Source organism: Pseudomonas sp. AK106, assembly GCF_053903055.1.
On the sequence record NZ_CP096426.1, the window covers coordinates 3,299,072 to 3,320,205 of the forward strand.

At 60.6% G+C, this 21,134-nt stretch carries 13 protein-coding genes; 10 read left to right on the forward strand and 3 right to left on the reverse strand.

The annotated features are described in order from the left end of the window. The first annotated feature begins 17 nt into the window (after nt 1–17). Complete coding sequence (locus M1E04_RS14665; protein ID WP_065987176.1) at nt 18–1,763, forward strand: phosphoethanolamine transferase CptA; 1,746 nt, start codon at nt 18–20, stop codon at nt 1,761–1,763. Nucleotides 1,764–1,854: 91 nt separating this feature from the next. Here the strand turns inward: M1E04_RS14665 and M1E04_RS14670 are convergent, their stop codons facing one another. Together M1E04_RS14670 and M1E04_RS14675 are read right to left on the reverse strand one after the other, a co-directional pair. Further along, nucleotides 1,855–3,411 carry a TerC family protein gene (locus M1E04_RS14670; RefSeq protein ID WP_456291575.1) on the reverse strand — a complete coding sequence of 519 codons (1,557 nt, stop codon included), beginning with the start codon at nt 3,409–3,411 and terminating at the stop codon, nt 1,855–1,857. Nucleotides 3,412–3,848: 437 nt separating this feature from the next. Beyond that, on the reverse strand, nt 3,849–4,340 hold the full coding sequence (locus M1E04_RS14675) for a GNAT family N-acetyltransferase (protein ID WP_192135939.1): 492 nt from the start codon (nt 4,338–4,340) through the stop codon (nt 3,849–3,851). Nucleotides 4,341–4,944: 604 nt separating this feature from the next. Here M1E04_RS14675 and glgA point away from each other — a divergent pair. From glgA to M1E04_RS14720, 9 genes are all read left to right on the forward strand, one after another. Further along, nucleotides 4,945–6,531, forward strand: a complete 1,587-nt coding sequence (gene glgA / locus M1E04_RS14680; RefSeq protein WP_065987170.1) for a glycogen synthase GlgA — start codon at nt 4,945–4,947, stop codon at nt 6,529–6,531. A gap of 25 nt (nt 6,532–6,556) precedes the next feature. Continuing rightward, nucleotides 6,557–8,383 carry a malto-oligosyltrehalose trehalohydrolase gene (treZ, locus tag M1E04_RS14685; RefSeq protein ID WP_456291576.1) on the forward strand — a complete coding sequence of 609 codons (1,827 nt, stop codon included), beginning with the start codon at nt 6,557–6,559 and terminating at the stop codon, nt 8,381–8,383. Continuing rightward, nucleotides 8,373–10,457, forward strand: coding sequence for a 4-alpha-glucanotransferase (gene malQ, locus M1E04_RS14690; protein ID WP_456291577.1), 2,085 nt, complete (start codon nt 8,373–8,375; stop codon nt 10,455–10,457). The genes treZ and malQ overlap by 11 nt, the downstream gene beginning before the upstream one ends. Further along, nucleotides 10,454–13,240, forward strand: coding sequence for a malto-oligosyltrehalose synthase (locus tag M1E04_RS14695; protein ID WP_456291578.1), 2,787 nt, complete (start codon nt 10,454–10,456; stop codon nt 13,238–13,240). Before malQ ends, M1E04_RS14695 begins: the two co-directional genes overlap by 4 nt. A gap of 16 nt (nt 13,241–13,256) precedes the next feature. Further along, nucleotides 13,257–13,709 carry a DUF2934 domain-containing protein gene (locus M1E04_RS14700; protein ID WP_192135931.1) on the forward strand — a complete coding sequence of 151 codons (453 nt, stop codon included), beginning with the start codon at nt 13,257–13,259 and terminating at the stop codon, nt 13,707–13,709. Nucleotides 13,710–13,909: 200 nt separating this feature from the next. Beyond that, nucleotides 13,910–16,096: a glycogen debranching protein GlgX gene (gene glgX, locus M1E04_RS14705; RefSeq protein WP_192135929.1), complete on the forward strand. Its 2,187-nt coding sequence runs from the start codon at nt 13,910–13,912 to the stop codon at nt 16,094–16,096. A 685-nt stretch (nt 16,097–16,781) separates the two neighbouring features. After that, entirely contained in the window at nt 16,782–17,111 is a 330-nt protein-coding gene (locus M1E04_RS14710; protein ID WP_192135927.1) for a hypothetical protein, read from the forward strand. Between the two features lie 254 nt (nt 17,112–17,365). Beyond that, a complete protein-coding gene (locus M1E04_RS14715; protein ID WP_065987158.1) occupies nt 17,366–17,671 on the forward strand; it encodes a DUF6482 family protein in 306 nt (101 codons plus the stop codon). A gap of 635 nt (nt 17,672–18,306) precedes the next feature. Next, nucleotides 18,307–19,731, forward strand: a complete 1,425-nt coding sequence (locus tag M1E04_RS14720) for an IS1182 family transposase (RefSeq protein ID WP_456291445.1) — start codon at nt 18,307–18,309, stop codon at nt 19,729–19,731. A 319-nt stretch (nt 19,732–20,050) separates the two neighbouring features. Here M1E04_RS14720 and adhP read toward each other — a convergent pair whose 3' ends face one another. After that, nucleotides 20,051–21,082: an alcohol dehydrogenase AdhP gene (gene adhP / locus M1E04_RS14725; RefSeq protein WP_296307685.1), complete on the reverse strand. Its 1,032-nt coding sequence runs from the start codon at nt 21,080–21,082 to the stop codon at nt 20,051–20,053. Between the last annotated feature and the right edge of the window lie 52 nt (nt 21,083–21,134).

Below are 21,134 nucleotides of genomic sequence, written 5' to 3' on the forward strand. Positions count from 1 at the left end.
CTATAGCGGAGCGCTTGATGACAACGATGAAACGGAGCACTGCGACTCCGAAAGGGTTCGACTGGGCGGGCATCATCTGGCTGTTCGTGTTTTTCTGGTATTTCTCGGGCATCACCCAGCTGCTTATTCAGCTGACCGGTATCACCGGTTTTGCCGGCTTCCGTCAGGCGTTCGTGATCAGCGGCATCTGGCTCGCGCCCATGCTGATGTTCCCGCAAAAGACCCGGGTCATGGCGGCCGTCATCGGGGTGGTTCTGTGGGCCTGCTCCATGGCGAGCCTGGGTTACTTCTTCATTTACCAGCAGGAGTTTTCCCAGAGCGTCATCTTCATCATGTTCGAATCGAACATCTCTGAAGCCGGCGAATACATGACCCAGTACTTCGCGTGGTGGATCGTGCTGGCGTTCATCGCCCACACCGCGTTCGCGATATTCCTGTGGACCCGCCTTCGCCCGGTGTACATGCCGCGCCCTCGCGCGTACGCCGTGGCCGCCGCACTGTTGATCGGCATCATCGGTTACCCGCTGGCCAAGCAGTTCGCCCGCCACGACGACACCGCCTCGGCCCTCGAAGCGTTCGAGTCGCGCATCGAGCCGGCGGTGCCATGGCAGATGATCGTTGCCTATCACCGTTACACCCAGCAGCTGGATGGCATGCAGGACATGCTGACCAGCAGCAGCAACATCGCTCCACTGAAAAATCTCAAGGACCAGCAAGCTAACCTGCCCACCACCCTGGTGCTGGTGATTGGCGAGTCGACCAACCGCGGGCGCATGCATCTGTACGGCTACCCGCGCCAGACGACGCCGAACCTGGACGCCATGAAGGACCAGTTGCAGGTGTTCAACAACGTCATCACCCCACGGCCTTACACCATCGAGGCCCTGCAGCAGGTATTGACCTTCGCCGACGAGGAAAACCCGGACCTTTACCTGAAGACGCCGTCCATCGTCAGCGTGATGAAACAGGCGGGCTACAAGACCTTCTGGATCACCAACCAGCAGACGATGACCAAGCGCAACACGATGCTGACCACCTTCTCCGAGCAGGCTGACGAGCAGGTCTATCTGAACAACAACCGCAACCAGAACGCCCGCCAGTACGACGGCGACGTGCTCGCGCCGTTCGCCAAGGCACTGACCGATGCCGCGCCGCGCAAACTGATTGTGGTTCACCTGCTCGGCACGCACATGGCTTATCAGTACCGCTTCCCGGAAGAATTCGCGAAATTCAGCGGACGTGAGGGCGTGCCGGCGGACATCGATGACAGCAAGCTGGAGTTCTACAACAGCTACGACAACGCCGTGCTGTACAACGATTTTGTGGTCTCCAGCCTGATCAAGGAATACGGCAAGGCCGACCCGAACGGCTTCCTGCTGTACCTCTCGGACCACGGCGAAGACGTCTATGACTCGCCAGGCCGCAATACCCTGGGCCGCAACGAGAACAAGCCGACGATCCCGATGTACACCGTGCCCTTCATTGCCTACGCCTCGCCGAAGTGGAAGCAGACCCATGACTGGAATTTCGAGAGCATCCACGACCGTCCTTACACCAGTTCCAACCTGATCCACACCTGGGCGCAACTGGCAGGGCTGAGCTTTGATGAACTCGATACCACCAAGAGCCTGGTCAGCCTGGACTTCAAGGCGCGCCCTCGACTGATCGGCGACCCGTATGCGCCGAAGGGCTTGAGTGACTTTGCTCACATGGAGAAGGCCGCCAGCCAGCCCGGCGCCATGCCTCAGGTGGTGAACAAGTAATAGAGGCGAAGTAACGTTCGCTCCAAACGAAAAGGCCTGCGCAATGCAGGCCTTTTTTGTTTCCGCCGGGATAAGTAGGCGTCAGCGGAGGTTATGCTGACGGCGTCTGCCGCAACAGTACGCGGGTCACCCGCCGCTCCTGCACTTGCACGACCTTGATGTGCCAGCCTTCCCATTGCAGCTCATCACCTGTCACCGGCAAGCGATCCAGCAGGCTCACCACCAGTCCGGCCAGGGTCTGGTAGTCCCCGGTCGCCCGCGCCTTGAAGCCGATGCGTTCGCGCAGGTGGCTCAAGTTCATGGCGGCGTTGACCAGCACGCCCTCGCCCTCTTCGATCAAGTCCGGGCCCTCGATTTCGCTGGCGTCCGGCAACTCGCCGGCGATGGATTCGAGGATGTCGGTCATGGTCAGGATGCCGGCGAAATCGCCGAATTCGTTGATCACGAACGCAATGTGCGTGGACTGGGCGCGCATCTGTTCCAGGGCGTTGAGGATCGAGAAACTCTCCAGCAGATTGAGCGTCGGTCGAGCCAGGTGTTCGATGTTCGGCTCGGCACCGGACAGCCAGGCATTGAGCATTTCCTTCTTGTGCACAAAGCCCAGCGGCTCGTCGATACGGCCCCCGCGGATCAACGGCAGCCGTGAGTACGGTGAGTTGACCAGTCGCTGGCGAATGCCTTCCGGCGTGTCATCCAGATCGATCACGTCGACGTCGTTGCGCACCGTCATCACACCGCGAATGGGCCGCTGAGCCAACTGCAGCACGCCGCTGATCATCACCCGCTCGCGGCGATCGAACACCACCTCTTCGCTGTCGCCATCGAGCATGTCGGCGATCTCCTCACCGACCTCCTCGGCACTCGGCCTGCGGCCACCCAGCAGGCGCAACACGGCGTGGGCCGTGCGTTCGCGGCGCGGCAGGTCGCCTTTGACGCTGCGCTTGCGACGGGCACGGGCAATCTGGTTGAACACCTCGATCAGGATCGAGAAACCGATGGCCGCGTACAGATAGCCCTTGGGAATATGGAACCCCAGGCCGTCGGCGGTCAGGCTGAAGCCGATCATCATCAGAAAGCCCAGGCACAGCATGATCACCGTCGGGTGCGCGTTGACGAAGGCGGTCAGCGGCTTGCTGGCGATGATCATGATGGCGATCGAGAACACCACGGCGATCATCATGATCGACAGCTCATCGACCATGCCCACGGCGGTGATCACAGCGTCCAGGGAGAACACCGCATCGAGCACGACGATCTGCGCGACGATGGGCCAGAACAGCGCGTAGGTCGTACTGCCGGCCCGCTGGGCGACGTGGCCTTCCAGCCGCTCGTGCAATTCCATGGTCGCCTTGAACAGCAGGAACACGCCGCCAAACAGCATGATCAGGTCGCGACCGGAAAAGCTCTTCTCGAAAATCTCGAACAGCGGCTCGGTCAGCGTGACCATCCACGAAATGCTCGCGAGCAGGCCCAGACGCATGATCAACGCCAGAGACAAGCCCAGCACACGCGCGCGGTCGCGCTGCTCAGGCGGCAACTTGTCGGCGAGGATGGCGATGAACACCAGGTTGTCGATGCCGAGCACCAGCTCAAGCACGATAAGGGTCAACAGGCCAAGCCACGCCGTGGGATCAGCAATCCATTCCATGGGTCAGCGCTCCTTCTCGATCAATGGGACAGACACGAAAACGCCCGACACACGGCAAAGTGGGTCGAGCCAGATAGAAATCTTGTTTAAGGGTGATGACGCGGAATGAACGCCTGGAATCCTGTTCGAAAGGGATCGGCGACTGGGAGGTTCCAGAGAGAGCGACATGTGAGTCCTGAAAGCAATACGGGAGGCGATCCTATCGCGCTCTCGGAATCGCCTTACAGGACAGAACTGTTACAAAGGATTTGCGCATTATTGCGTGCGTTTAGCGGGAGCGTGAGTGAACGCATTATTGCGTGCGTTTGCAGGAGCGTGAGTGAACGCCTTGGTAGGACCGGCTTCAGCCGGGAAAGCGTCAGGCGTCACACCGCAAAATTGAGGCTGTTCATACCGGCCTCTTCCCGGCTGAAGCCGGTCCCACTAACAGCGCTCAGCTACAGCGCTTTTTGCCAAAACAACGCTCGCCCCATCTGCGGGTCTAGCTGGTAGTCGGCGAAACCGAGCTTGCGGTAGGCGCCTTTGGCGGCTTCGTTGCCTTCCAGCACTTCGAGGGTGATTTTGCAGCAGCCGCGCTGGCGGGCGATTTCCTCGACCTTCGCCAGCATCTTCTGACTGATGCCCTGCCCTCTGGCCGAGGCGATCACTACCACATCATGGACGTTAACCAAGGGCCGGCAGGCGAAGGTCGAGAACCCTTCGAAACAGTTGACCAGGCCAACCGGCTCGCCGGCGATGAACGCCAGCACGCTGAACGCATGAGGGCGCTTGGCCAGTTCGATCGCCAACTGCTGACGAGTGTCCGTGGACAGCGACTTCCCACCGCCCATCGCGTCCTCGGCGTATTGATTGAGCAGAAACCCGATGGCTTCAGCGTGAACCGAATTGCTATAGCTGGCTTGCAGTACCAGAACCTCAGGGGCTTGCATTGACTTCCTCTACCGCTGGAGAAACCTCAACAGGCGCTCGACTCAGTGTGCCGACGTGCCGCGTGGCGGCGATTCTAACGCCTTGGCCGCAAAAATATCCTTATACAGAAGTAGGAAATGTCTCTGATCGGTCAGGATTTCTTCCGGCACGCACCGAGAAAAGGCAGCGCTATCGAAATGTGCGTCCCGCGTCCCACAAAAGTGCAGGCCCTACGCGGGAGTAGACCATCGGCACGATGATTGTCCAACAATCCGACCGGCGGCACCCCGTTATACAGGCCGACACCCCATGCTCCACAACGGCGCATTCCGGGGCTTGCAGATCGGCAGAACTCCCCGAATGACAGGATGCACCGGATCGCAACCCCGCATGCCAGACACGGCCCGGAAAAATTGTCGAAACTTCTACACAGGCGCCGGGGTCATGTGAATAGAGCAACTATGCTGTTGAAAAATCGAAGCAGAGTACGCTTTCACCTTGTTCCTTTATCTGCAGTCGGTAAATGGGTATCGATCTTGCGTAGGTCTTGTGTGCCTGGCCATAGGAAATGGCCGCTTACAACTAAGTGCTGTACCAACACTGCATATCGAACTGGAGAAAACGATGATTAGTGCCGCTGTCAAAACCCAGAAGGGAGAGAGTTTTAATCAGCCGGCCAGCGAGCTGACCCATCTGCCGGTCTTCGCAACGACGAGCGCACCTGTGCTGCAACTGCCTCCTGTTCAACCAGTGGTTTCTTCGGTTACCCGCAAGAAAGTCCTGTTCGTGACTTCAGAGATGGCCGACCTGGTGAAAACCGGCGGCCTGGGCGATGTGTCTGCCGCACTGCCGCGCGCCATGCGCCACCTGCACGATGTACGCGTGCTGATTCCCGGCTATCCGCAGGTCATCAATAGCGGCAATCCGATCCACATCATCAGCGAGCTGCCCGGCCACGCCGCGCTGCCTCCCTGCAAGATCGGCCGGATGGACATGAAAGACGGTCTGGTCATCTACGTCCTGATCTGTCCCGAGTTGTACGAGCGTGAAGGCACGCCCTACGGTGACAATGACGGCCGCGACTGGTCCGACAACCATATCCGTTTTGCCCGTCTGGGCCTGGCGGCCGCCGACTTCGCAGCCGGCGCGGTGAAGACCCAATGGTGCCCCGAGCTGGTTCACGCCCACGACTGGCCAGCAGGCCTGGCGCCGGCGTACATGAAATGGCGCGGCCAGACCACGCCGTCGATTTTCACCATTCACAACCTGGCGTATCAGGGCTTTGTGAGCATTGCCTCCAGCCGGGAGCTGGGCATTCCGGACTCGGCACTGAACCCGGAGGGCATGGAATTTTACGGCCAGCTGTCGTTCATCAAAGCGGGCATGGCCTACTCCAGCCACATCACCACCGTGAGTGCGACCTACGCCAAGGAAATCACCACGGCGGATTTCGGTTGCGGCCTGGAAGGTTTCCTGCAGAGCAAGGCCGACCGCGGTCAGCTCAGCGGCATCCCCAACGGCATCGACGAGAGCTGGGACGCGGCCACCGACGAACACCTGATTTGCCGCTTCGCCCCGAATGAGTGGACCCGCAAGGAAATCAACGCTGACTACGTGCGCGAGCTGTTCGAACTGGAGCCGTCCACTGGACCACTGTTCGCCGTAGTCTCCCGTCTGGTTTACCAAAAGGGTCTGGACCTGACCATTGGCGTGGCCGAGCACATCGTCAACAACGGCGGCCAGATCGCGATCATCGGCCGTGGCGAGCCTGAAGAAGAAGACGCCATGCGCGACCTCGCCGCCCGTTTCCCGGGTCAGGTCAGCGTGCGGGTGGGCTTCAACGAAACCGACGCACGTCGCATGTTCGCCGGCAGTGACTTTCTGCTGATGCCTTCCCGCTATGAGCCTTGCGGCCTTAGCCAGATGTACGCACAGCGCTTTGGCTCGCTGCCGGTCGCACGTCGCACGGGCGGCCTGGCGGACACCATTGAAGACGGCTGCACCGGCTTTCTGTTCGACGAATCCACCGTCGAAAGCTACACCGACGCCCTGACCCGCGCCTTCAAGGTCTTCGAAAGCCCTCTGTTGCTCAACGCCATGCGCTGCCGCGCCATGGCCGCTCCGTTCGATTGGCACAAAGCGGTAGAACCCTACGCTGATCTGTACCAGGAGCTGCTGAAAAAGAATGCGGTCGCGGTACTGCACTACTGATAACTCAATGATCAAGGAATTACGGATGCCTTCGCGCACGGATCAAAACTGGCGCCACGGCGCCGTCATGCTGGATCAACAACACACCCGGTTTGCCCTCTGGGCACCGGATGCCAAAAACGTCAGCGTCGAATTCGAAAACGGGCCTGCCCAGGCCCTTCAGCCAGAGCAGGACGGCTGGTTCGTTCTCGACACCGAGTGTGTTGCCGGCACACGCTATCGCTACAACGTCACCCTCAATGCACAAAACAACCTCACTGTTCCTGACCCGGCTTCCCGGGCGCAGGACGGCGACGTGCATGGTTACAGCATCGTTGTCGACCAGGCCGCCTATCAGTGGGAAAACACTGAGTGGCAAGGCCGGCCCTGGCACGAGGCCGTCATCTACGAGCTGCACGTCGGTGCACTGGGTGGCTATGAGGGCGTTGAAAAGCACCTCCAGCACTTGGTCGATACCGGCATCACCGCTATCGAGCTGATGCCTATCGCGCAGTTCCCGGGGAACCGTAACTGGGGCTACGACGGGGTGCTGCCTTATGCTGCCCAGTCCTCCTACGGCACGCCCGACCAGCTCAAGCACTTGATCGACACCGCCCACGGTCTGGGCCTGGCGGTCATTCTCGACGTGGTCTACAACCACTTCGGCCCGGACGGCAATTACCTCGGCGCCTACGCCAAGCATTTCTTCCGCAGCGACAAGAAGACCCCGTGGGGCGACGCGATCGATTTCCGCCGCCGTGAGGTGCACGACTTCTTCATCCACAACACCATGATGTGGCTGCAGGACTATCGGTTCGACGGCCTGCGCTTCGACGCTGTGCACGCCATCGAAGACCCGACCTTCCTGCAAGACCTGGCCAAACACGTACGCGATGCAATCCCGTCCGAACGTCACGTCTGGCTGACCCTGGAAAACGAGTTCAACGAAGCCGGGCGCATGGATCAGGGCTACGACGCCCAGTGGAACGATGATGGCCACAACACGCTGCACGTCCTGCTGACCGGCGAGACTGACGCGTACTACACCGACTTCGCCGAGAAGCCCACGCAGAAGCTTGCCCGTCTGCTGGGTGAAGGCTTCGTTTATCAAGGCGAATCCACCCGCCATGGTCACGCCCGGGGCGAACCCAGCGGCCACCTGCCGCCGACTTCCTTCGTGCTGTTTTTGCAGAACCACGACCAGATCGGCAACCGTGCCTTCGGCGAGCGCCTGGTCCAGCTGAGCCCGCCGCAAGCATTGCAGGCGGCGACCGCACTGTTGCTGCTTTCACCGATGGTGCCGCTGATGTTCATGGGCGATGAATGGGGCGCGAGCGAACCGTTCCTGTTCTTCACGGACTTCCATGACGAGCTGGCAGACGCGGTGCGCGAAGGCCGTCGTGGCGAGTTCAAGGATTTTGCCGCGTTCAAAGACCCGGCCAAGCGCGAACAGATCCCCGATCCCAACGCGCTGAAGACCTTCGAAGCCTCGCGCCCGGCGTTCGATGCGCTGCTGCTGGAAACCGACAAGGGTCAGGACCATCGCAACTGGCTTGAGCTCTACAAGACGTTGCTGCACATTCGCAAGACCGAGCTGTTCCCTCGCCTGCACGGCGCCAGCTCCCTTGGCGTGAAAGAGCTGGGCGACAAAGCCGTCAGCGCACGCTGGACACTGGGCGACGGCAGCGAGCTGCGCATCGACCTGAACCTCGGCACCGAGGCGGTCGACACCGATGATTACAGCGGCTACAGAGTGCTTCATCAGTCCCACGCCAAGTCCGCAGAACTTTCCCCATCCGCCACCCTCAATCCATACACGGCCATTGTCAGCCTGAAATCGAGTGATGTTGTGGAGGAACAGGATGAGCAATGAGCAACTGGAAACACTGGCGGCCCAGGCGGGCCTGTCGGTTGACTGGAAGGACGCCAACGCCAAACCGCAACACGTGAGCCCCGAGGTCCTGCGCAAGGTCCTCGGCGGTCTGGGGTATCCCGCCGAGACGGAAGAAGACGTCGAAGCCAGCCTCAAACGCCTGAACGAAGAAAGCCAGCCGGCCACCCCGCCGCCGTTGATGACCGTCGACCACGGCAAGGGTCTGGACCTGTCGGCCTGGTTCGCCCCAGCCACCGCGTTCAAGCTGACGCTGGAAGACGGCTCGCTGCTCGAAGGGAATCTGACCGACAACGCTGCCCTGCCCGGGCTGGCCACAGTGGGTTATCACCAGTTGGACGTGGGCGGCCAGCAGTTGACCGTCGCCGTCGCGCCGAAGACGTGCTACAGCCTGACCATGGCCAGCAAGAAGGCAATTGCCCGCGACTGGGGCCTGACCACTCAGCTGTACTACCTGCGCCGTGAAGGTGATGGCGGTATCGGAGACACCCAGGGCCTGGAAGCTTTCGTACGCGCCGCAGGCGCCCGTGGCGCCTCGGCCGTGGCGATCAGCCCGGTTCACGCGATGTTCTCCAACGACAGCGAGCGCTACAGCCCGTACTCGCCGTCCAGTCGCCTGTTCCTCAATGCGCTGTATGCGGCGCCCGGGACCATTCTGGGTGACCGTGCGGTTGAACAGGCGATCGAGAAAGCCGGCCTGGCCGACGAGTTCAAACGTCTGGAATCACTGGAGCTGATCGAATGGCCCGCCGCCGCCAAAGCAAAATATGCCCTGCTGCGCGAGCTGTATGCCGGCTTTATCGGCAGCGATCATCCCTTCCACGAGGATTTCAAGAGCTTCCGCCAAGCGGGCGGTGAAGCCCTGGAAAACCACTGCCGTTTCGAAGCCCTGCGTGATGCGGGCGACGAATTAGGCATTGGCGGAAACTGGCATGAATGGCCGGAGCAGTACAAGAACCCGCGTAACCCTGCCCTCGACGCGTTCGCCAAAGCGCACGGCGAAGAGATCGGCTTCCACGCCTTCGCGCAGTGGCTCATCGCGCGCGGCCTCGAACGCGCCCAGACCGCCGCACGATCCAGCGGCATGAGCGTCGGCCTGATCGGGGATCTGGCTGTGGGTGCCGACGGTGCCGGCAGTCAGGCCTGGAGTCGTCAGGACGAGTTGCTCTCCTCGCTGACCGTGGGCGCGCCGCCGGACATTCTTAACCGCTCGGGCCAGAGCTGGGGCATTTCGGCGTTCTCGCCAACCGGCCTGAAGCGTAATGGTTTTCAAGCATTCATCGAAATGCTCCGCGCCAATTTCGCCCACGTCGGCGGCCTGCGCATTGACCACGTGATGGGTCTGCAGCGCCTGTGGGTCGTGCCGATGGGGTCGCCTGCCAGTGAAGGTGCTTACCTGAACTACCCGCTGGACGACATGCTGCGTTTGTTGAGCCTGGAATCCTGGCGGCACGAAGCGATCGTTCTCGGCGAAGACCTCGGCACCGTGCCTGAAGGCCTGCACGAAAAACTGTCCGAGCGTGAAATCCTCGGCATGCGCGTGCTGTTGTTCGAACAGGATGATGCGACGTTCAAGCCGATCAGCAAATGGTCCAGAGATGCACTGGCGACCACCAGCACCCATGACCTCCCTACCCTCACCGGTTGGCTGAGCGAGCTGGACATCCAGTGGAACAAGACCCTCGGGTTTGTCGACGACGAAGCCGAGCAGAAGATGCGTGACAGCCGCGAGCGTGAACGCCAGGGGCTGGTCAAGGCACTCAAGCAGAACTACACGCTGCCAAGCGGCGGTGACGACATCAGCGCCGCCGACATCATCGACCACAGCATCGCTTACCTCGGCCACACCCCGGCTCCGTTGGTGTTGCTCCCGATCGAGGACGCCCTCGGTATCGAGGAGCAGGCGAATTTCCCCGGCACTATCGACAGTCATCCCAATTGGCGACGTCGGCTCAACGGCGACAGCGGTTCACTGCTGGACAACGCCGATGCAGCGCGACGCCTTGAAATTCTGGCAGCGGCACGTAAACAAGCCGCGGAGCGTGATCAAAAATGAGTACCCCTCTTAAATCCCTGCGCGCCACCCAGCGTTTGCAGTTCCACAAAGAGTTCACGCTGGACGACGCCACTAAGCTGGTGCCGTACTTCGCCAGCCTGGGCATCAGCCACATTTATGCCTCGCCGTTGCTGAAAGCCCGCGCCGGTTCCATGCACGGCTACGACGTGGTCGACCCACGGGTGATCAACCCCGAGCTGGGCGGTGAGCCTGCGTTGCTGCGCTTCGTCGCGGCGCTGCGCGAGAACGGCATGGGCCTGATTCTCGACATCGTCTCCAACCACATGGCGGTCGGTGGCAATGACAACCCGTGGTGGCTGGACCTGCTGGAGTGGGGTCAACGCAGCCCGTATGCCAAGTTCTTCGACATCCAGTGGAATTCCCCGGACCCGCTGCTCAAGGGCCAACTGTTGCTGCCGTTCCTGAGCACTGACTACGGCACCGTGTTGCAGAACGGCGAAGTGCCGCTGCGGTTTGATGCAGAAAACGGCAGCTTCCACTCCGAGCACTACCAGCATCTCTTCCCGATCAACCCGGCTACGTATGCGCCGCTGTTGAAGGCTGGGAAACGTCCCGAACTGGACGAACTGGCCCAGCGCTTTGCCGACCTCGACCACTATCCGCAGGCCTATGAGCGTGCGCGCCAGGCCAAGGCGGAACTGGCCGAGGCGGTCAAGGCCAAGCCCGAGTTGGTCAAGGCCGTTGAAGAAGGCCTGGCGCAGTTCGATTCCAGCACGCCGGAGGGCTTCGATCGCCTGCACCGTTTGCTTGAGCAGCAGGACTATCGTCTGGCCAGCTGGCGCACCGCAGGCGATGACATCAACTGGCGGCGTTTCTTCGACATCAACGAGCTGGGCGGCCTGAAGGTCGAGCGCTCGCAGGTATTCGAGGCGACCCACGGCAAGATTTTCGAACTCATCGCCGAGGGCCTTGTAGACGGTCTGCGCATCGACCACATCGATGGCCTGGCCGACCCGCGCGGCTACTGCCGCAAGCTGCGCCGTCGCGTCGACAGCCTGATGAAACGGCGCCCGGCAGGCACCGAGCTGGACCGTCTGCCGATCTTCGTCGAGAAGATCCTCGGTTCCGACGAACAACTGCGCACCGACTGGAATACCGATGGCACCACCGGTTATGAATTCATGAACCAGGTGTCGCTGCTGCAGCATGATCCCAAGGGTGAAGCCGTATTGGGGGAGCTGTGGAGCCGCCTCAGCGGACGCACGGCCGACTTCAACAAGGAAGTCCTGGAAGCTCGCGACCTGGTCCTTCACGGCACACTGGCCGGCGATTTCGAGAACCTGGCCCAGGCGTTGCTGCAGGTTGCGCGCAGTGACGTGATGACCCGCGACATGACCCTTGGCGCCATCCGCCGCGCGCTGCTGGCGCTGGTCAGTAACTTCCCGGTCTACCGCACTTACCTCACCGCTTGCGGCCGTTCTGCCGAAGACGAGCGTTTCTTCCAGCAGGCCATGGATGGCGCGCGCGAGATGCTCAGCGAAGGCGACTGGCCGGTGCTGGACTCGCTCAAGTTGTGGCTGGGTGGCGAGAAGCTGCGTGACTACCCGACGGGCCCGTTGCGCGAAATGCGCCGCAAGGCCGGCAACCGTTTCCAGCAGCTGACCTCGCCAGTGGCCGCCAAGTCGGTGGAAGACACCTCGTTCTACCGCTCCGCCGTGTTGCTGTCGCGCAACGACGTGGGCTTCCACCCGCAACATTTCAGTGCGCCGGTGGAGGCGTTTCATCAGGTCTCGATCGAGCGTCACAAGAGCTTTCCGAACAACCTGCTGACCACCGCGACCCACGACCACAAGCGCGGCGAAGACACTCGCACCCGTCTGGCCGTGCTTAGTGAACTGGCGCCCTGGTACGCCGAACAGGTCGAACGCTGGCAGCAGCTGTCGGCACCGCTCAAGACCGGCGACACCCACATCAGCCCCGGTGACGAGCTGATGCTGTATCAAGCGATCATCGGCAGCTGGCCGCTGGATCTCGAAGGCGAGTCGGCCTTCGAAGCCTACGCAAAGCGCCTGACTCAGTGGCAGGAAAAGGCCCTGCGTGAAGCCAAACTGCACAGCAGCTGGAGCGCGCCCAACGAGGCCTACGAGACCGCTTGCCGCGAGTTTCTGGAGCACGTGCTGCTCAGCGCCGACGGTCTGGCACTGCGCCAATCCATCGGTGCCACGGCCAATCGCATCGCGACCGCCGGCGCGCTCAACAGTCTGGCGCAAACTTTGCTGCGAATGACAGCGCCCGGTGTGCCTGATCTGTATCAGGGCACCGAGTTCTGGGACTTCAGCCTGGTGGATCCGGACAACCGCCGTCCGGTGGATTACCCCGCTCGCGAACAAGCGTTGCAGGCGTCCGTGCCGGTCACCGAGCTGTTGAACCAGTGGCACGACGGCCGGATCAAGCAGGCGTTGATTGCTCAGGTGCTTAGCCTGCGCAACCAGTACCCCGCTCTGTTCAGTGAAGGCGAATATCAACCGCTGGAAGTGGTCGGGGAAAAAGCCGATCACGTCGTGGCTTTTGCCCGGGTAACGAAGGAGATGCGGGCTATTGTTGTGGTTCCGCGCTTGCCGGCTGAACTATTGGGCACTGCGCAAACTCCATTCATCAGTGCAGCAAATTGGGGCGATACACGAATCAACCTGCCGTTCGCTGATTCACATCCAAATTGGAAGGGACTTTTTTCACAGGCTACAGTCACATCCAGCAAGGAACTGTTGCTCAGCGCAGCGCTCAAGGAAATTTCTGTAAACCTGCTTATACAAACCTTGTGATACCGGGAGTGTCGAGATGAGTGCCGACGATAAAAGAATCAGCGAGCTTGCCCACCAGATCTGGGAAACGGAAGGCAAGCCACATGGGCAAGACGCCCGCCACTGGGAAATGGCTAGCAAGTTGGCCGCCGCCGAGGCGAAGTCGCCTAAAAAACCGGCTGCTGCGAAGACGGCGAAGTCCAAGCTTGACGGCAAAGCGGAGCCCAAGGCTGCCGCCGCCAAACCCGCTGCTAAAGCTGCGGCCAAACCTGCTGCGAAGTCTGCATCCAAACCTGCAGACAAGCCGGCCAGTGCTGATGCAAAGGCAGACGCCAAGCCTGCACCGAAGCCAGCGGCAAAAGCGCCGGCCAAGCCTGCTGCCAAGCCAAAAGCTCCAGCAAGCGCTTCTGATGCTTCCGCCAAACCGGCCAAACCTGCCGCCAAGTCTTCTGCGAAGAAGCCCGCCGCAGCGAAGCCACCTACGCCCTGATTCCCAGGCGTAACGCGTCATCGTCGCAAAGCCAGTACCCCTGCCGCAGGGATCGTCGCAAAACGGTCGTGTCCCTGCGGTAGTTTTGATTCAGTCGCACCACCCTGTTGCACCCACCCTGTTGCATCGATGGCGCAGTCATGGACTGAGGCCACGGCTTTGTTCGCCTTCAGGAACTCATTCGAACGTCAGGAATACACATGAGCACGCAAGATAAGAACGCCGCTACACAGAATGAATCCGGCAACGCTGGCAGCCCCGAAGTCACGGCTTCGCGCATCCGTGAAGGCCTGCCCTTCCCGCTCGGCGCCAGCTGGGACGGCCTTGGCGTCAACTTCGCCATCTTTTCCGCCAACGCCACCAAGGTCGAGCTGTGCCTGTTCGACTCCGCCGGCGAAGTGGAGCTTGAGCGTATCGAGCTGCCGGAATACACCGACGAGATTTATCACGGTTACCTGCCCGACGCCCACCCGGGTCAGGTCTACGGTTACCGCGTCTACGGTCCGTACGATCCGAAGAACGGCCACCGTTTCAACCACAACAAACTGCTGATCGACCCGTACGCCAAGCAATTGGTCGGCGAGCTGAAGTGGTCCGAGGCACTGTTCGGTTACACCATCGGTCACCCGGACGACGACCTGAGCTTCGACGAGCGTGACAGCGCGCCCTTCGTGCCCAAGTGCAAGGTCATCGACCCTGCCTACACCTGGGGCCGCGAGCAGCGGGTCGACGTGCCGTGGGACAAGACTATTTTCTACGAGACCCACACCCGCGGTTTCACCATGCGTCACCCGTCCGTGCCCGATGAAGTCAAAGGCACGTTCGCCGGCCTGATGGTCGATGACGTGATCAAGCACATCAAAGGTCTGGGCGTCACTTCGATCGAATTGCTGCCGATCCACGCCTTCGTCAACGACCAGCACTTGCTGGAAAAGGGCATGACCAACTACTGGGGTTACAACACCCTGGCGTTCTTCGCACCGGACCCGCGCTACCTGGCCCACGGCAAGATTTCCGAGTTCAAGGAAATGGTTGCGCACATGCACCATGCCAACCTGGAAGTGATTCTGGATGTGGTCTACAACCACACCGCTGAAGGCAACGAGCGCGGCCCGACCCTGTCCATGCGCGGTATCGACAACGCTTCCTACTACCGCCTGATGCCGGATGACAAGCGTTACTACATCAACGATTCCGGCACCGGCAACACCCTCGACCTGAGCCACCCGTGCGTTCTCCAGATGGTCACCGACTCGCTGCGTTACTGGGCGACCGAAATGCACGTCGACGGTTTCCGTTTCGACCTGGCCACCATCCTCGGCCGCTACCACGACGGTTTCAGCGAACGCCACAGCTTCCTCGTGGCCTGCCGCCAGGATCCGGTGCTGCGTTCGGTGAAACTGATCGCCGAGCCATGGGACTGCGGTCCAGGCGGCTACCAGGTCGGCAACTTCGCGCCGGGCTGGGCGGAGTGGAACGACAAATTCCGCGACAACATCCGTGCGTTCTGGAAAGGCGACGAAGGCCAGCTGGCAGACTTCGCCAACCGCATGACCGCGTCGGGCAACCTGTTCAACCAGCGTGGCCGCCGGCCGTACGCGTCGGTGAACTTCATCACCGCCCACGACGGCTTCACGCTGCACGACCTGGTGTCGTACAACGACAAGCACAACGAAGACAACGACGAGAACAACCAGGACGGCAGCAACGACAACCGTTCGTGGAACTGTGGCGTCGAAGGCCCGACCGACGATCCGGAAATCAACGCGCTGCGCCTGCGTCAGATGCGTAACTTCTTCTCGACGCTGCTGCTGGCCCAGGGCACGCCGATGGTGGTCGCCGGTGACGAGTTCGCCCGCACCCAGCACGGCAACAACAACGCCTATTGCCAGGACAGCGAGATCGGCTGGGTCAACTGGGATCTGGACGAAGACGGCAAGGCCCTGCTGGCGTTCGTCAAGCGTCTGATCAAGCTGCGTCAGTCGTACCCGATCCTGCGTCGTAGCCGCTTCCTGGTAGGCGATTACAACGATGCACTGGGCGTCAAGGACGTGACCTGGCTGTCGCCAAGCGGCGAAGAGATGAGCATCGAGCAGTGGGAAGACCCAAATGGTCGCTGCCTGGGCATGCTGATGGATGGCCGCGCGCAGGAAACCGGTATCCGTCGTCGCGGCTCTGAAGCCACGCTGCTGCTGCTGGTCAACTCGCACCACGACGGCGTCAACTTCACGCTGCCGGAAGTGCCGGAAGGCCTCAACTGGACCAGCCTGATTGACACCAATCAGCCGGAGATCGATGGCAAGGATCAGTTCGAGTTCGGCAGCGAGTACACGGTCACACCGCGTTCGCTGTTGCTGTTTGAACTGCAAAAGGCTCCACAGGCGTAAGTACTCGCGTCTGGATTCATAGCGACACGCTTGCCCGCGACAGGGTCGGCCAGCCGGAAACAACGGCTGCCTGACCCGGTCGCGGGCAAGTGTCGTTTCAGGCACCCAGTTTTGCGTTTTGCCTTCTGCGTATTGCCTTCTGCGTTTTGCCCCTGCGCTGTGCCCCCCGGATTCATTGACTTTGTAGTCACGAATCGACCTTCGTGTTCTGAAACTACAAATTTTGTAGTGCTCCAAAATAATCACTACAAAACCATTGACGAGGCCTTTTGCCGACTGCATAGTGCAGGCGTCTCCCCGATCGGGAGAGCTGGCAAAAGTATTCCGGGCCCGTTCGATACAGCCGTCGAACAACCTCTGGATGTGTGCTGCCCACAAGGCAGATTGATGAAGCCGAACCGGCAAGATCGACCCACCAGGCCGAGCGCCGGCGACACGTCCTCATGACACTTGTGGTCGACCACTCAGTCGCCCGTGTCCCCAAGGCGTCCGCCGTTTCTCCCCCGGGTCCGACCTTCCTCCTCTGCGCTCATCAATGCCCACACACGTGTGGCCCGGCACCGGCTCTGTGTACCGACGGACCCTGCTTGTCAGCGACTGGAAGGACTGCGAATCGACGGACGATTCGCCATTGCGTTTGAACTCACTCGATAGATTAACCAGTGGTCAAAAAGGGGTAACAACCATGAACCTGAACAACCAACCTACCATTGATCAATTGGCTCGACTGTTCGCCGCACGCAAGGATTCCCTTGATAGCCACATCCTCTGGGTGTGCGAGGAAGGCAACGTGCACATGGACGGCCTGGGTGCCTGCACCGAGGAAGAACAATTCGAGAGTCAGCACCCGCACATGCGTGCACGGCTGAAGATGTACCGCAAAGGCCACGGCTATGTCGGCAAGAAGGCCGCCGCAGACAAGCAGTTCCTTGGCCAGGTGCTGGAAACCCTGAGCAGTGAATGGGGCGCCGTGCAGAAAGCGCCTGGCCTGCGCGTCATCGACAAGCTCTGCTGATTGCTGATGTCGTGAATTCCGGCCGCTGCCTGCTGATGGTGTTGGCAGGTGGCGGCAGGTTTCCCGGTGCCGGCGCCCTCTCTTCTGTGCCGGCACTCTTCCTGGAAATCCCCGGCAACGCCTCCTCGTCCCCCTCCCCGTTTTTGCGTTGAACTTGGCACCGCCATCCTCTTCCAATACAGGCAGGCCGCTTCGACGGTTTCGCATCAATCCATGGAACAGACAACGCCCGCGGGCGACATTAAGGTGCCGTAATGGATCTGGACAAGCTCAGCAAACACGTCAAGGCCGGAGAAGTCACCGAGGTCAATCTGGTCTCGGTCGAAGGTGGCTCCTATGTCATTCATGCGCTCATGGACGGCAAGTCCAATGCGGTCACCAGCCCCGATGGCAAGGTGCTGCACGTGGCGTCGATCGACGAAGCGCGCAAATGCCTGTCGTCCACCCAGGAAGTGAAACTGTTTATCGTCCACCCGGTGGTCTACGACGAAATGGTCGGCCAGCCCCACACCACACCCGAAGCGCCACGCCAGCCGATTCCCTTTCACTCGGGTAATTGATCTAGCGGCGGGTGATGCTTGCGGGTTCTTGCTGGATGCATACGGTGCATGAGTAGGACCGGCTTCAGCCGGGAACAGGCCAGTGTAAGCAACCTGAATTTTGCGGCGTGACAACTGACGCCTTCCCGGCTAAAGCCGGTCCTACGAGTCAGCGTCAACGCCAATCCCGCTGGCTGCATGCGATGCACCGTAGGACCGGCTTCAGCCGGGAAGAGGCCAGTGTAAGCAACCTGAATTTTGCGGCGTGACAACTGACGCCTTCCCGGCTAAAGCCGGTCCTACGAGTCAGCGTCAACGCCAATCCCGCTGGCTGCATGCGATGCACCGTAGGACCGGCTTCAGCCGGGAAGAGGCCAGTGCAAGCAACCTGAATTTTGCGGCGTGCCCACTGACGCCTTCCCGGCTAAAGCCGGTCCTACGAGTCAGCGTCAACGCCAATCCCGCTGGCTGCATGCGATGCACAGTAGGACCGGCTTCAGCCGGGAAGAGGTCAGTGTGAGCAACCTGAATTTTGCGGCGTGCCCACCGGCGCCTTCCCGGCTAAAGCCGGTCCTACGCAGACTGTGTGAAAACCTAGCCAACCTGCCTCAGATCTAAGAAAATGCCCCGCATCGAAAGATGCGGGGCATTTTCTTATGGCGTACATCCAGGGCGAATCTCGAAACCAGACCAGCCTGTTTCCGGTTTCCATCGACGAAGTCATTCCCGAAGACCATCTTGTCCGAGTCATTGACGCCTATGTTTCGCGCCTGGATCTCAGGGTTCTGGGGTTCGATAAAGCTATTCCCAAGGGCAACGGACGTCCGCCCTACAACCCCGCCGACCTGCTCAAACTCTACATCTACGGCTACTTCCAGCGCATACGGTCTTCGCGCCGGCTTGAGGCTGAGTGCCAACGCAACATCGAAGTCATGTGGCTGCTCAACCGCCTCGCGCCGGACTTCAAAACCATCGCCGACTTCCGCAAAGATAACGCCACTGCGTTCTCCGCAACGTGCCGCGCGTTTGTTCAGTTCTGCCGTTCGGCAGGCCTGGTAAAAGGTGATCTGGTTGCTATTGATGGCAGCAAATTCAAGGCCGTAGCCTCGGCCCGTCGTCACATCAGCACCAAGCACCTCAAGCGCGATCAGGAAAAACTTGATCGCCGGATAGCGAAATATCTGGAGGATTTGGATAGCGCGGATCGCGACGAAAATGAAGAGGTTGTGGATCGAAGCGCTGTTAAAACGGTGCTGGCAAAACTGACCGCCAAGCGGGACGACAACCTGACCTGCCAGGCACTGATGGACGAGCTGCAAATCACGCAATTCATCAGCACCGAAAGCGATGCGCGGATGATGCGAGCCCCGCAGGGCATGGCCGTTGCCTACAACGTGCAGACCGCAGTCGACGCTGAAAACAGCCTGATCGTGCACCACGAAGTCACTCAGGATAGCGACGATCGCAAGCAACTGGAGCCGATGGCAAAAGCGACTCAGGAAGTGCTGGAACAGCCGAATCTGACCGTCACGGCTGATGCTGGATACTCCAGCGGCAAGCACTTCCAAGCCTGCGACGACGCGGGCATCACAGCGTATGTACCGATCAATCGAACCATCAACAGCAAGGTCGAAGAGCCCTCGTTTTTCCGTCGGGAAGACTTCACCTATGATCGGGAAAATGATCGTTATCAATGCCCGACAGGCCATTTGCTGACGCTGGTTCAGTTGAACAAGGGAAAGCGTTTCTACCGCGCCAGCGCTGGCGCTTGTGGATCCTGCGCCCTTAAAAACCAATGCACCAAGACCAAATACCGCTCGATCACACGTCATGCCTATGAAGATGCATTTGAGCGAATGGCGCTGCGAATGCAGGCCCACCCGGAAATCGTCGAGGCTCGACGAAGCATCGTTGAGCACCCGTTTGGCAACCTCAAACAATGGATTTACGGCAATGGCCGGTTCCTGCTTCGCCAGCTCAAAGGTGCGCGAACGGAAATGGCGCTGGCGGTGAACGCCTACAACCTGAAAAGAGCGATCAACGTGCTGGGTGTGCGCCGAATGATGGAGTTACTGGCCTGAGGAAGGTCTTTTTCTTCTCTGTATAAATGGAAAATGCCCCGAGTTGATCGGGGCATTTTTTTTGGTTAGCTGCTGAGTAGCTGGTTTTCACACGGTCTGTACGAGTCAGCGTCAACGCCAATCCCGCTGACTGCATGCGATGCACAGTAGGACCGGCTTCAGCCGGGAAGAGGCCAGTGCAAGCAGCCTGAATTCTGCGGCGTGACAACTGACGCCTTCCCGGCTAAAGCCGGTCCTACGAGTCAGCGTCAACGCCAGTCCAGGTGGCTGCACGTGATGCACAGTAGGACCGGCTTCAGCCGGGAAGAGGCCGGGTCAATCACCCGCGAAAGTCGATCACGATCCTGGATTTCACTTCGCCGTCTTCAAGCTCCCTGAACACCTGATTGATCTCGGCCAACGGCCGCAGGTCGATGTCGGCCTTGACCTTGCCTTCGGCGGCGAACGCCAGTGCTTCAGCCATGTCCTGCCGAGTGCCGACGAACGAGCCGCGCACGGTGATGCAGTTGGCGACCACCTCAAACAGCGACAGTGGAAACTCGCCCGGTGGCAGTCCTACCAGCACACACGTGCCACATTTGCGCGTCATGCCCACCCCTTGCTTGAAGGCCGCTAGCGAAGGCGCGGTGATCAGCACGCCATGGGCCCCGCCATCGGTGACGTCCCTGACGGCTTGCACCGGATCGCCGTGGCGGACATTCACCGCCGCGTCCGCGCCCAACTGAGTGGCATGAGCCAGTTTGCCGTCGTCGACGTCCACCGCACACACGCGCAGGCCCATGGCTTTGGCGTACTGCACGGCCAAGTGCCCTAGACCGCCAATCCCTGAAATCACGATCCACTGACCCGGCCTCACATCGGCCTCTTTGATGCCCTTGTAAGTCGTCACCCCGGCGCAGATGATCGGCGCGGCTTCGTGGGGCGCAAGCCCGGCGGGAATGCGTGCGACGTATTCAGGGTCAGCGAGGATGTATTCGGCGAACCCGCCATTGCGGGTGTAACCACCGAACACGGCGCTGGCGCACACGGTTTCCCATGCGCTCAGGCAATACTCGCAGTGGCCGCAGGCTGAATACAGCCACGGCACACCCACGCGATCCCCCTCGCCCACGCGCGTCACGCCCGCACCCAGGGCGACGACGATGCCGATGCCTTCATGGCCGGGAATGAATGGCAACCACGGCTTGACCGGCCAGTCGCCCCTTGCCGCGTGCAAGTCGGTGTGACAGACCCCGCACGCTTCGGTCTTGATCAGAATCTGCCCGGGGCCTGGCGTGGGGATGTCCCACTCGCGGAGTACCAGCGGGCTGCCGAATGCTTCGACCACTGCCGCTTTCATTTTGCCTTTCATGGCGTCTTCCTCTGGTTGGGAGCGGTTGAGTTCGGGGGACGGGAATCGCGGC

Excerpts from the sequence above, each read along its gene's own strand:
- adhP (WP_296307685.1), bottom strand. The coding sequence starts at position 21,082 with ATGAAAGGCAAAATGAAAGCGGCAGTGGTCGAAGCATTCGGCAGCCCG.
- malQ (WP_456291577.1), top strand. The coding sequence starts at position 8,373 with ATGAGCAATGAGCAACTGGAAACACTGGCGGCCCAGGCGGGCCTGTCG.
- glgA (WP_065987170.1), top strand. The coding sequence starts at position 4,945 with ATGATTAGTGCCGCTGTCAAAACCCAGAAGGGAGAGAGTTTTAATCAG.
- M1E04_RS14670 (WP_456291575.1), bottom strand. The coding sequence starts at position 3,411 with ATGGAATGGATTGCTGATCCCACGGCGTGGCTTGGCCTGTTGACCCTT.
- M1E04_RS14710 (WP_192135927.1), top strand. The coding sequence starts at position 16,782 with ATGAACCTGAACAACCAACCTACCATTGATCAATTGGCTCGACTGTTC.
- treZ (WP_456291576.1), top strand. The coding sequence starts at position 6,557 with ATGCCTTCGCGCACGGATCAAAACTGGCGCCACGGCGCCGTCATGCTG.
- M1E04_RS14720 (WP_456291445.1), top strand. The coding sequence starts at position 18,307 with ATGGCGTACATCCAGGGCGAATCTCGAAACCAGACCAGCCTGTTTCCG.
- glgX (WP_192135929.1), top strand. The coding sequence starts at position 13,910 with ATGAGCACGCAAGATAAGAACGCCGCTACACAGAATGAATCCGGCAAC.
- M1E04_RS14700 (WP_192135931.1), top strand. The coding sequence starts at position 13,257 with ATGAGTGCCGACGATAAAAGAATCAGCGAGCTTGCCCACCAGATCTGG.
- M1E04_RS14715 (WP_065987158.1), top strand. The coding sequence starts at position 17,366 with ATGGATCTGGACAAGCTCAGCAAACACGTCAAGGCCGGAGAAGTCACC.
- M1E04_RS14675 (WP_192135939.1), bottom strand. The coding sequence starts at position 4,340 with ATGCAAGCCCCTGAGGTTCTGGTACTGCAAGCCAGCTATAGCAATTCG.
- M1E04_RS14695 (WP_456291578.1), top strand. The coding sequence starts at position 10,454 with ATGAGTACCCCTCTTAAATCCCTGCGCGCCACCCAGCGTTTGCAGTTC.
- M1E04_RS14665 (WP_065987176.1), top strand. The coding sequence starts at position 18 with ATGACAACGATGAAACGGAGCACTGCGACTCCGAAAGGGTTCGACTGG.